Here is a 12,504-nt window from a genome sequence, read left to right as displayed (position 1 = left end):
CCAGTAAAGTATGCTATGCTACATAATACCAAGGAGAGTTTTCATATTATAGGTAGGAGATTGATTTTAGTGAAAAAAACAACAATTGCCGATGTTGCACAATATGCAAATGTTTCGAATAGTACAGTATCGCAATATTTGAATAAGCGATATGAATATATGAGTACAGAGACTCGTAAGAAAATTGAAGAGGCTATTGAAGCATTGCAATATCGTCCAAATTTAATGGCTCGTAGCTTAAAACAGAAATCTACCTTTACAATTGGTATTATTGTGGCGAATATTATCCATGACTTTTCAACAAAAATAATAAATGCATTGGAAGCAGAGTTCGATAAAGAAGGCTTTCATATGATTGTGTGTAACTCAGCGGATAACCCTAAAAAAGAGAAAAAACATATCGAAACTTTACTAGAAAAACAGGTGGATGGCTTAATCGTTTTTCCAACAGGAGAAAACAAAAATCTCTACATAAGACTTCATCAACAAGCAATGCCAATCGTTTTTATTGACCGTTTTATTGAGGGAGTAGATATTCCTGCTGTATTGCTTGATAATTTTTCTGCCATGGATACGGCAGTGGAGACATTTCGAAAGCAACCAATAGCCATTATCACTACTTCTTTAGCCTTACCGATTACTCCTCGTGTCGAACGTTTAGAAGGATTTCGTCAAGCGCTCAGAAATAGGAATCTGTTGATCGATGAGCGCTATATAAAAAATGGTGAGCCAGCTCAGATGACAGAGATTTTTAATCAATTATTTACGTTGGAGCAACCACCAAGAGGAATCATTGCGGCAAATGATCGTATTTTCCAAGAATTAATGCTTTATATTAAAAAAAGAAACTTACATGTGCCTAATGATGTACAAGTAATTGCTGTGGATGATGTACCATATGCCAATTTTTTAACACCTTCCATTACAACATTGCAACAGCCCATTTTACCAATGGCACAGAAAGCGGCATCATTGCTCTTAGCAAAAATTAAAAAAGAACATCTAGCTGATGACCACAAACTATATCGCTTCAAACCGATATTAATCGATCGAGATTCAACTAACTAAAAAGGCAACCCAAAGCTATGAACTTAGCTAAGGGTTGCTATTTTTAGTTGCACAGCTATTCATCGATAGATATGATTATCTAAAGGAATACTTTTATGTCAAAAAAGACCAATCATTCATTTTGGTGATAGAAAGGGGACTTATGAGCATTGCTAGGAAGTATTGGCTCATTCTATTTGGCTTTGGTTTCTCGTATTTAGGAAATTGGGTGAATCTAGTTGCGCTCAATTTATTAGTTTGGCATTTAACAGAATCGCCTACTGCTATGGCGAGTATATTTATTGTAGGACCGATTGCTCGAATTTTAACAAGCTTTTTTGCAGGCTCCATCATTGATCGATCGAATAAACAAAAATTAATGATCTATAGTGATATTATTCGTGGCATATTGATTTTATTGTTACCTTTTACGTCCTCTATTTGGCTCATCTATTGTGTTTTATTTTTATCTAATATAGCAAGTAGCTTTTTTGGGCCAAGTAGTACCTATTATATTTCGAAATATATACCAGATGAAGATAAACAATCCTTTAATGCAATATTAGGAATGTTTAGCTCAGGCTCATTTTTAATTGGGCCAGCATTGGCTGGGTTTATCATTGCCATTTCCAATATTTCTATAGCGTTTTGGTTTAATGCTTTGACGTTCTTTATCTGTGCACTCTCCATTTTTAAGCTTCCCGCAGTAGAAGATCATCAGGACATGCACCGAAAACCCATTACTTGGAGGATGCTAAAAGAGGATTATGGTATTGTCTACGCCTATATAAAAAAAGAGCAAGTCTTTGCCAAAGTATTTCTTTATTTTCAAGGTGCATTGATGATTGCCTTTGCATTAGATTCACAGGAAGCTACATTTATTAAACAAAACCTTCAAGCTTCAGATAGTCTATATGGTGTCATCGTTAGTATCGCTGGAATTGGAGCTATTATTGGTGGAGCAATGGCTGCTCGCTATGCTAAAAGATTTTCAACAAGACAATATATTGTCTATGGTCTGCTTTTGACCACACTTTGCTATACATTGTTTTACTCTTCACCGAATGTGGCAATGGCGATTATTAGCTTTATAGCATTAGGAGTATGTATGTCATTTTGTAATGCGGGCTACAGCACCTTTTATCAAATAAGTGTACCGACATCAATTATGGGCCGTTTTGGTAGTGTTTCAACGATGGTCATTAATGTGCTACAGATTGTCTTTACGTTAGCCTTAGGGTTGCTATCGGAATGGCTCTCCCTACAAATGGTCTGCATTGTCTTTGGAATTGTAGCTATTTTCCTCTCCCTAGTTTTATATGTATTTATGCATTCAAAATCTGCCTATGAAGGTTTGAAGGAAGAGATTGTATAAAAATCCTGTCAGGTGGAAACTTAATTGCTTTTAATGAAGGTAGAATTATTGGATAGATAGCGTTTAAAGGATGTTATTTTAGTAAAAGTTAGCACTCATATAATGATAAAATCATTCCAAAATAACCTTATGTCATAATTTGAGGAGGTTAACATGGCTAATTCAAGACATCGAAAACCAGATGATCGCTCCAATAATGTTGAACGCATTCGTGATATTGTTAAAAATACTGAGGAGAAAGTGCAGGAAGCAGAAATTAGTATGGAATTTGCAGATCCTCTAGAAAGTAACAGGCTAAAGGAAAAAAATAAGCGACGTAAACAGTCAATTGAAGCTTTAAAAGATGAAATGAAAGATGAAATGACAGCACGAAAAAAAGGTGAAGTTTAAAATTAGTTTCTAGAAGAATCAAATGTGATTCATGATATTGCCTTCGCTCACCATTTCCCAATAGCCAAAAACAGATGGATTAGATGTTCCATAACGGACCTCTATTGCCATCTGTTTTTTTGTACATTAACTGGATCTTTTTACATAAACACTAAATTAAAAAAGTACGTATATGAATTTCTTAAAAAAATGAACCTTTTCAAGTAGTCATTTGTTTATAACGTAGAACCATCAGAAAGGAGTGCCTTGGATTGACAGAACGTGAATTATTCGATTCATACAACAAAGATGTTTACCGTACCTGTTATTATATGCTACGGAATGCCCAAGATGCGGAAGATCTCTGCCATGATGTATTTGTCACCGTCTTTCGTCAGGATTGGAGAAGTGTAGAGCATACACGTGCTTGGATTTTACGGATTGCGATGAATCAATGTTTAAATTTGCTTAAAAGAAAGCAGGCTCAGTTAAAAAAAGTGAGTCAGGTACAGTTGCTACAGGAGCAAACTACGGCATCAGTTAAATCTGTAGACACCATTGTACTGGAGAAGGCAGCTGAGGAGGAGTGGGAGGCACTACTCAGACAGTTACCAGAAAAGTTAATGGCTGTTGTCACCCTCCGCTACATTGGTGAGCTATCATTAGTGGAAATTGCGGAAACCCTAAAGATTCCAGTGGGAACAGTGAAATCGAGACTCCATAAGGCATTGAAAATCATGCGCAAAAAACTAGAAAAAAATCAAAATTTATGGTTGAAGGGAGAGAATCAATTTGGAACGCATTGAAAAGAAATTGAAAAAAGAGATGAACGCAGACCATAACATGAAGTATCCTGACTTTGAACAAATGTGGAATGGTATCCAGCAGGATGAACTAAAAATGGTAAATGAACCGATCGAACTTCTACCTCGAAAAAGGAAGAGATTTGTTTTGGTCGCAGGATTAGCTGTTGCTCTAATGGCTACACCTGTCTATGCAGCACTGAACTATGATTGGTCAACTATTCTATCTTATAGAGCTGGTATTCAGTCGGCATTAGATCAGGGCTTAGGGCAGACAATTGAGAAATCTGTTACGAAGGATGGGTTTACGTTGACCGTACATACGGCGTTTATCGATGATAACAGAACCTTTCTTTTATATAGTTTGAAACCTGATGCCACTTGGGATGGAATGAATGTGAGTTTTGATCAAATCGGACTTCAAGATTCTAATGGTGATTTTATTCAAGGGAATTACTCACATCGCTGGAATGAAGATCTTGGTCTTTTCCAAGGGTATTTTGAGACAGATTGGGTGGCAGATAATCAGAAGTCAGACATTAAATTTTTAATGAAGAATATTCATTCTATTGGTGATAAAGAACTGCCTATTAATTACAACCCTAATGACTCTCATACGCAGAATTTCACCATTCAAAAGGATGGAATTGACAATGTAATTCTACAAACCTTTGAACAATCAGACGGGAAAGTAATGCTTCAATCAGCGGTTCAATTTACAGATTCTGAAATGAAGAACAAATGGGTACGAATTAAGGCGCTAGATGATAAAAATCAGACTATTAAAGAAGCGGAAACACCTGTTTTTGGAACTCCTGGTGCAACTGGTGAATACTTTAGTCAGCAAATTTTCACTTCAGACAGCTTACGAGCGAAGGATACAAAGTTCCAACTAACTTATGAACATACATTAAATATTGCAAAGGATAATTGGAATATAGAGATGAATTTATCCAAAGAACAATTAAACAAGGGATCATTTAAAAAAGTCGTCAATATTCCTTTAGAAAATGCATCTAATGGAATAGTAATTCATGAAATGAAAGTTACTCCAACACAGGTACGTTTAATACTGACCCATAAGGAAAAATATGCACATATTCCTTACATGGACTATCAGCTGGATATTGGTGGCGTACTTTTGGATGGAGGTAGATGGGATATAGAAAATGAGCCTTATAAAACCGAACTTCGTTTTGAATTGACTGGAGTGGATGTGACCTCGTTAGCGAATCAATCTGTGGCATTGGTAGCTAAACATCGTGTTGATATAAAAGACGGTGACGAGCAACCGATTCATTTGACTGATATATCAGATACACCTCAAAGTAAGACATCTACGATTGGAGAGTATTCAATTACATGGACTTACTATAAGAAAGATAGCAATCTCTATGTGGAATCCTTTAGCACTGAACCTACATTTGGTGGTGTCTCTCAGACTTATTATCTAGATCATAAAGAGCGAAATTATGGAATGCCTATGATGACTCGCATACTTGGTGATGAAAATAATAAGCAGATGGATGAGTATAAGAATTTTAAAGATAAAGATCTTGATATTTATATTTGGAAATATACTACGAATTATCCAGATGCAGAGCTTCGTATACCACTTACATTTGGAAAATAACAGTATTAGCAGCCCCATCTATTTGATTCTCACTATTCAAATAGATGGGGATTTTTGTTATAAAGATTAAAAAGCTTTACATAAAAAGAAATGTATCATATAGTTTAGTTAACTTAAATAAATTAATTATTGTACAGGAGAAGATACATGACCTCTAACGAAAAAACACAAAAATCTTTTGCTTATAAGCTTGGATTAGGAATTATTATCTTTTCACTTTCTTTATGGTTAATCCCAATTATTACACCTTTCACACCGATACCTACAAAAGTAAAGGCAGGGATAATACCAGGAAGTATTATTTTGGCTGAAATCTTATTTTGGCTTGGTGCTTTACTTGTTGGAAAAGAAGTAGCCAACAAATTTAAAAGCTATCTAAATCCTAAAAAATGGCGAGAAAAAGGTGACACTCAAAAAAATGAAGAATAACCAGGTAGCAGAGCAAATAAATCAAACCATTGAAGATATTTGGATCATGCTTGAGAAAATGGAAAGGGCTTATACTAATTTCGCCTTAAATAATCAGCAATATGTTCTTTTAACATTAGTGATGCGTCATCCATCCTGCTCACCCTCAGAACTAGCAGATAAAATGGCTATTACAAAAAGTGCAGTGAGTCAGCAATTAACCAAGCTTGAACAGGATGGCTATATAATGAAAAGGCAGCATGAGGAGGATAAGCGTGCCTTTTCTGTCGAATTAGGTGAGAAGGGTCTATTATATAAACAGGAAGTCGAAGCCTTTAATCAACAGATTACAGAAAAGTACCATGCTCACTTAACAACTGAAGAGTTAGCTGAAATGTTAGCTACTCTAGAAAAAATGAAAAAAATACTGTGTGAATTTTAGAAAAAATTTGACATTCTATTGGGTGTGTCTTATAGTAACCCTTAATATAAAAGGGGGAATAAACATGGTCATTACTCTTGTCCAATCATTCACAATAAAACATCATCATCATCATCACTAGTCTTGCTATCCTTATTAACTTATTAATATTGAATAGGAAGACTATTTCTCATGTAATCGTATAAATAAAGCTGATTTGAAGCTTTATCGCTATACGGTTTTTTTATTGCTCAAAAAATGAGGAGGAGATTATGATGAAAAAAATGGACTATCAGAATGTTCGAGGAACACAAGATTATTTACCAGAGCAAGAGGCTACTCGTCGTGTGATACGACGTACGTTAGAAGATACATTTATAGCCTATGGCTGCAAGCCGTTAGAAACACCTATTCTTAACTATACAGAGTTGATGGCTTCTAAATATGCTGGTGGTGCTGAGATTTTAGAGGAGATGTATACATTAACAGATCTAGGTGAGCGAGATTTAGCGTTACGCTATGATTTAACAATTCCATTTGCAAAAGTTGTAGCGATGAATCCAGCGATTGCTATGCCATTTAAACGATATGAGATTGGCAAAGTGTTTCGAGATGGCCCCATCAAGGCTGGTCGTTTTCGGGAATTTACACAATGTGATGTAGATATTGTAGGGGTAGAATCACAGGCTGCTGAGGCGGAGCTAATGATGATGGCGATAGATGCCTTTGATCAGCTTAAACTTAAAATTAATCTCCAATATAATAATCGCAAGCTTTTAGTTGGTTTACTGCAATTATTTGAGGTTGAACAGGAACAAATGAATCGAGTTATTTTAACATTAGATAAGATTGAAAAAATAGACGAGAAAACAATGCTAGCAGAATTGAAGTTATTGGGGTTATCAGATAATAGTATTCATAAAATAAAGCATTTTTTAGATGAACGTCCTCAAATAAGTATGGCGTATTTTGAAGGTTTCGCGTCCGAGAATGTCTATTTACAACAAGGTTTACAGGAATTAATGGAACTAACTTCTTATTTAAAGGCACTTGGAATAAGCGAGCAATGTATTTTCAATCCATTTTTAGCGAGGGGACTTGAAATTTACACTGGAACAATTTATGAAATTTTTTTAGCAGATGGAACAATCCGCTCAAGTATTGGTAGTGGGGGACGCTATGACAATGCAATTGGTGGCCTTTTAGAGACAAATCAAACCTATGCTACTGTTGGAATTTCATTTGGTTTAGATGTCATCTATACAGCATTAGAGCTTTCGGGAAAAATAGATCAAAACGCTCCTAGTGTGGATATTTATATTATTCCTCTCGGAACAGAAAAAGAGGCACTAAAGCTAGCAACTGCATTACGGCGAGAAAAATATAAAATAGAAGTTGAGCTAAGTGGGAAAAAAGTGAAAAAGGCGATGGAAAAAGCCAATCGTGAAAACACGCCAAAGGTTATTGTATTAGGAGATAACGAGGTCAATCAAAATATGTATAAAATAAAAGATATGAAAAGCGGTGAGGAAGAAATCGTTGCATTTATCTTTTAAACACCATAGCATGGAAAAAACGGCTGATCCCACTCTACTATAGGATTTGAGCCGTTTTTTGGTTATTTTTTCGATTTAAAAACCAGTTTCCATATCAAGATATTGATGAAGAAAAGCACAATGAAATATATAGTAGAGCCGTATGTTATCTGACTAGCTATTATATAGTGCAGCCCTACAAGTACACCTAAAGGGAGCAATAACAAAAGAATCTTCCAGCCTTGCGCATCATTAACTTCATCATAGGGTTTGGTAAAAGGTAATTTGTTTGTCATCATGACGAAACAAAGGATGGTATATAACCAACTTGTTACCAAAACAGCTAGTAAATCAGGGATAATTCGAATACCATAAATATAGCTAAAGACTATACTTAGTACTAAAAATAACGGAGTATACAATTTAATTAAAAATGCCTTTAAGCTACCTTTTTGTAAATCTGTATAATCTTTAAGCGGTAGCGTTTTATAAATCCATGCAGCCTTATATTTAGCAGAGTGACCAAGCATAAGGACAGCGGATGGTATAATCATCATACTAAAATAGATATTTAAATAGCTCATACTACTAGCATAATCGACTTCTTCCCCTCTGCTAAAAGTAAACATGAAAATAAAGGGAATAATAAATGAAAAGCCTAAAGATGGGTAGACCTTTAGCTTAAACTCTCGCTCTTGCTTCATCATCAGAGCTGCGAAGCGATAGAAAGCTCGTTCCTGGTGTGTTCTACACACAATGGTTAATAAAAACGACTTTAGTCGATTGTTCTTTTCCTTTTTAGACTTACTTGTACTTAGCAGTTTTTGGAGATTGCGTTCAAAGGTTGGTATGAGTTTAATATAGATCCAAATCGAAATAATAGGTACAATCACTGCTAAGATGGTATAAATGACTGTCAATAAAGATGTGTCACCATGCAGTATGAGTTCATAAGGGGCAGCGAACCACATCGGTATTAAGAAGAGGTTCCACCAATGAAACGATACTACCATATCTAAATTGACGAATTCAAAGGATCGAATAAGAACTTGGTAGCCAATCATCAGCATTAGAGATAAAGCGATTTGTACATAATTAATCATATCCTTCAGCTTTTCACCATCGAAGAAGCGTAAAATGGCAATATATAAAATGGCTGTGATGGCAACTATAAATAAATTCATTAATAGAATCTCAAGACCTGTTAAAATAAAAAACACAATACCTTGAGTAAAAAGGCTGACTATTAGAGGGATGGCTGTTAGGGCCAATGTTAAATAGGATAAATAAATAAAAATATGCATAAATTTTGCTGCATTAATGGTTTTAGCTGAAATAGGCTTAGTTGAAAGTATGCTTTTATCTCGTACATCTAAAAGCACAGAAGAAAAGTCAGAAATCAATGAAGTCATAATCAAAAAGATGATCATTGCAAAGGCGATACTCATCTGAAATAGAAAATTTTGACCAAATCCCATAAGCGGGATGAGTATAAGCCCGAATAACATATAAATCCATAGAGACTTAATGTAGCCGTACTTTTGATTGTCTTTCTTTTTGTTTTGATTAAATAGGGTAGGTACTTTCCGTTCATCCATTGTTAATTTTATATGGAGGATTTTTCTCATCATGTCATAATCAATGCCCATTTTTATAAAAAGCCATCGGAACTTATCAAGCAATCGTAGCGTTTTGAAATCTGTCATAATTGTCCCCCACGAACGACGGACACAAATTTTTCTCCGATTTCCTGATGTTCATGAAATCCTGTTAACTGGTTAAAAATTCTTTCTAATGTTCCTTCAGTATTATCTGCTTGTAATTGGGCAAATGTTCCGTCCGCTGCAATTTTTCCATCATACAGCAGAATGATACGGCTACTGATTTTTTCAACGACATCCATAATGTGAGATGAGTAAAATATAGTCTTTCCGTTGGCAGCTAATTGCGTTAAGATTTCTTTAAAAATCATTACACTGTTTGCGTCTAGGCCATTGATCGGCTCATCTAAAAATAGCAGGTCTGGATTATGTATTAGGCTTGCAATAATTAGTAGTTTTTGACGCATACCTTTAGAATAAGAAGAAATTCTAGAATGGTACGCTTCACCAACTCCAAACAGCTCCATTAGTGATTTGGATTTGTCAGCCGCCTCCTCTAGCTCTAATCCATATAGCTGGCCGATAAAGGTTAAATATTCATAGCCTGTTAAGTTATCATAAACATCAGCGATTTCAGGGACATAACCAATTCGCCGTTTATAATCAATTTGGTCTTGCCCTATGCTTTTCCCAAAAAGCTTAATTTCACCGCCATAATCACCTTCTAGCCCTAGAATAAGTTTTACAGTTGTACTTTTACCCGCACCATTGGGGCCAATATAACCGATGATTTCACCTCTAGCTGCGTGAAGGTCAATCCCTTTCAAAATTTCCTTGTTTCCATAACTCTTCGTTAAATTCGTAATTGTTAAAATCTCTTCCATTTTATAGCCCCTTTAAATTATTTTGGAAAATTAACCATAATTACACTATATCATATTAAAAGAGATAATATTCCTTATGCTAAAATGAAACCAGTTCAATCAAAAATAGAGAGATCTTCTTATATAAAGGGAAATTTAAAAACGAAATAGATTTATTATTTTAAGGTAAATACCCTTTATTTATAGTTGGCTTATTTCAAAAAAGTGAGGTGAATGACACATGAAAAAAATTGAAGTGGTATTGTCTGACTATAATCCAAATTGGGTTATCATTTTCAATATGATTCGCCCAACATATACCCTGAAAAAAGAGCCTTTTATTCAAAAGGTGATTACTCAAGCTAAAAATGAAGGCTATGAAAAAAATTAAAAAAGCCATTCTAAAAAAATTAGAGAATGGCTTTCTTCTAAATAGTAGTCTATTTAGCAAGTTCAACAACTGTATCATAAAAAATATTAGTTGCTACAATAATATCCTCATCTGAACTGTATTCTAAGGGATTGTGACTAATACCATCCTTTGAACGGACGAATAGCATCCCAATCGGGGCAATTTCAGCTATATTCATTGCATCATGCCCAGCACCACTTATGAGAGAATAAGGACGTATACCTTGCTTTTCAATACTTGTAGTAAGTTGCTGTTGTAGTAAGGCATCGGTTTTTGCAGGCTTAATGCGCTGTAATACTTTGGAAGCCAATGAGACATGTCTTCGTTCAGCAATTTGTTGAAGCTGTTGCATAATTTGTTGCTCTAATGCACTTACTTTATTTTCGTCAATATCACGAAGATCAATCGAGAACGTAACTTTACCTGGTATAACGTTTGTCCCATTTGGAGAGACCGTTAGCTTACCAACCGTTGCAACGGAATCTGTTGTATTGGTTAATAGTTGCTCAATAGCTAAAATCATTTCACTTGCTGCAGTTAGAGCATCCTGACGAATCGGCATAGGTGTTGCACCAGCATGTTCACTGACACCCGTTACGGTTACCTCTAACCATAATGGGGCTGCAATACCTGTGACAACACCGACTGGTAGGTCTTCATTTTCTAACACTTTTCCTTGCTCGATATGCATTTCTAAATAAGCTTTTATGTCATTACGATGCACTTGTGTTAAAGGATAAGGTGATAAATGGAAATCTTTCATGGCTTCTTCGATGGAAATGCCAGCTTCATCTGTATGCTGTAATTGCTCCTCTGTTAAAAGACCAGCCATTGCACTACTGCCAAGGAGCCCAAAGCCAAATCTCGTTCCTTCCTCATCCTTAAAAGCGACAACTTGAATTTTTTTAGAGGGTATCAACTGTTGCTCATGCATAGTATGTACCACTTCAATAGCTGCTAGCACCCCTAATGCTCCATCATATTTGCCACCCTCTGGTACTGTATCGATGTGAGAACCTAGCATAATGGTTTCATTTCCTTCACCATATGTACCAATAAGGTTTCCAACTGCATCGATTGTGACATTCATACCTGCTTGTTCCATATAAGTTGTGACTAACTCAATTGCCTGCTTTTCTTCTGGTGTGAACGAGAAGCGGTTAATGCCACCTGTCTTTTCATTACGACCAATTTGACTTAAGTCTTGAAGATGCTGTACGAGCCTAACTCCGTTAATCATGACATCACTCTTTCATTTGGAATTGGAAGTGGCACTGTCCTTCACGTAAAACAAATTGATCATGTACCACCTCTAGGCTTTTATTGTACCCTTTAGCAATAGAGGGGTCGATGACTTTACAATACAAAATTCCATATTTACCCATATCATCATCTGCCCATTGTTGACCTAATGGGCAGTGAGTAAACGTTTGTTCAACCTCATTTTCCTTATAAACTGTATCGATTTCAAACAAATCACTGCGACCCATATCATAGTTAGTTAAATAATGCTCCACGGAATTTTCTAGACCGTTTGTGCGAGCACGTTGAGCAATACCTTGGCCACGCTTATGACCAAAACGTTCTACTGCCCGCATAATCACTTGTTCACCAGCTTCCCCATATTCATCTACAACTGGCTTGGCAATCTGTGCAAACATTTTAGAAAATCGAGCAAACGGTGTTAAATCAGCAAATTTCTCTTCACCTACAACGATTTGGGGTAAGTATTCAAAGAAAGTATGATTTTCCCCTTCTGCTGTTGCTTTTTTCGCCATGGCTTCAGCATCCTTTAAACCAAACGCCTCTAAGCCTTTTTGTACTAATCTCCGACCATGCTCTCCATACTGCTCTGTAATGGAGAGATGTAATTCTGTAAACATTTTTGCGGTAATTATGTCCATAGATAAAGCCTTCATCATTAATTTTTCCTCTGCCATTTTATGAGCCCCCTCATTAACAAATCATATTGATTTACTTGGATTTTATTTTTATTATAGAGGTGGCTAGTAATTTAAATCAAATGAATATTTACAC

Annotated in this window: 13 protein-coding genes; 9 read left to right on the top strand and 4 right to left on the bottom strand. The window is 35.7% G+C overall.

What is annotated here, in order from left to right:
* The first annotated feature begins 69 nt into the window (after positions 1 to 69).
* The 8 genes from HXV90_RS21960 (at position 70) to HXV90_RS21925 (ending at position 7,612) form a co-directional block, all read left to right on the top strand.
* Positions 70 to 1,068 (top strand): LacI family DNA-binding transcriptional regulator, encoded by a 999-nt coding sequence (locus tag HXV90_RS21960; RefSeq protein ID WP_103118977.1) that lies wholly within the window; start codon positions 70 to 72, stop codon positions 1,066 to 1,068.
* A 142-nt stretch (positions 1,069 to 1,210) separates the two neighbouring features.
* Positions 1,211 to 2,422: an MFS transporter gene (locus HXV90_RS21955; protein ID WP_103118976.1), complete on the top strand. Its 1,212-nt coding sequence runs from the start codon at positions 1,211 to 1,213 to the stop codon at positions 2,420 to 2,422.
* A gap of 153 nt (positions 2,423 to 2,575) precedes the next feature.
* Complete coding sequence (locus tag HXV90_RS21950; RefSeq protein WP_066037929.1) at positions 2,576 to 2,812, top strand: small acid-soluble spore protein Tlp; 237 nt, start codon at positions 2,576 to 2,578, stop codon at positions 2,810 to 2,812.
* Between the two features lie 251 nt (positions 2,813 to 3,063).
* Complete coding sequence (locus HXV90_RS21945; protein WP_066037930.1) at positions 3,064 to 3,597, top strand: RNA polymerase sigma factor; 534 nt, start codon at positions 3,064 to 3,066, stop codon at positions 3,595 to 3,597.
* Positions 3,584 to 5,227 (top strand): DUF4179 domain-containing protein, encoded by a 1,644-nt coding sequence (locus tag HXV90_RS21940; protein ID WP_269898004.1) that lies wholly within the window; start codon positions 3,584 to 3,586, stop codon positions 5,225 to 5,227. Before HXV90_RS21945 ends, HXV90_RS21940 begins: the two co-directional genes overlap by 14 nt.
* 147 nt (positions 5,228 to 5,374) lie before the next feature.
* Positions 5,375 to 5,656: a transporter suffix domain-containing protein gene (locus tag HXV90_RS21935; protein WP_103118974.1), complete on the top strand. Its 282-nt coding sequence runs from the start codon at positions 5,375 to 5,377 to the stop codon at positions 5,654 to 5,656.
* On the top strand, positions 5,646 to 6,077 hold the full coding sequence (locus HXV90_RS21930) for a MarR family winged helix-turn-helix transcriptional regulator (RefSeq protein WP_112116850.1): 432 nt from the start codon (positions 5,646 to 5,648) through the stop codon (positions 6,075 to 6,077). The genes HXV90_RS21935 and HXV90_RS21930 overlap by 11 nt, the downstream gene beginning before the upstream one ends.
* A 254-nt stretch (positions 6,078 to 6,331) precedes the next feature.
* Entirely contained in the window at positions 6,332 to 7,612 is a 1,281-nt protein-coding gene (locus HXV90_RS21925; protein WP_269899055.1) for a histidine--tRNA ligase, read from the top strand.
* A 62-nt stretch (positions 7,613 to 7,674) separates the two neighbouring features.
* Here the strand turns inward: HXV90_RS21925 and HXV90_RS21920 are convergent, their stop codons facing one another.
* Complete coding sequence (locus HXV90_RS21920) at positions 7,675 to 9,297, bottom strand: hypothetical protein (protein WP_269898003.1); 1,623 nt, start codon at positions 9,295 to 9,297, stop codon at positions 7,675 to 7,677.
* Complete coding sequence (locus tag HXV90_RS21915; protein WP_066037934.1) at positions 9,294 to 10,076, bottom strand: ABC transporter ATP-binding protein; 783 nt, start codon at positions 10,074 to 10,076, stop codon at positions 9,294 to 9,296. The genes HXV90_RS21920 and HXV90_RS21915 overlap by 4 nt, the downstream gene beginning before the upstream one ends.
* 220 nt (positions 10,077 to 10,296) lie before the next feature.
* Here HXV90_RS21915 and HXV90_RS21910 point away from each other — a divergent pair, with 220 nt between their 5' ends.
* Positions 10,297 to 10,446 carry a hypothetical protein gene (locus HXV90_RS21910; protein ID WP_181574616.1) on the top strand — a complete coding sequence of 50 codons (150 nt, stop codon included), beginning with the start codon at positions 10,297 to 10,299 and terminating at the stop codon, positions 10,444 to 10,446.
* A 49-nt stretch (positions 10,447 to 10,495) separates the two neighbouring features.
* Here HXV90_RS21910 and HXV90_RS21905 read toward each other — a convergent pair whose 3' ends face one another.
* A complete protein-coding gene (locus tag HXV90_RS21905) occupies positions 10,496 to 11,707 on the bottom strand; it encodes a Zn-dependent hydrolase (protein ID WP_048393977.1) in 1,212 nt (403 codons plus the stop codon).
* A gap of 4 nt (positions 11,708 to 11,711) precedes the next feature.
* Positions 11,712 to 12,407 carry an L-2-amino-thiazoline-4-carboxylic acid hydrolase gene (locus HXV90_RS21900; RefSeq protein WP_103118971.1) on the bottom strand — a complete coding sequence of 232 codons (696 nt, stop codon included), beginning with the start codon at positions 12,405 to 12,407 and terminating at the stop codon, positions 11,712 to 11,714.
* Between the last annotated feature and the right edge of the window lie 97 nt (positions 12,408 to 12,504).

The organism is Lysinibacillus sp. JK80 (genome assembly GCF_027557635.1).
Classification (GTDB): Bacteria; Bacillota; Bacilli; order Bacillales_A; family Planococcaceae; genus Lysinibacillus; species Lysinibacillus capsici.
This window is presented reverse-complemented; position numbering and strand designations above follow the sequence as displayed.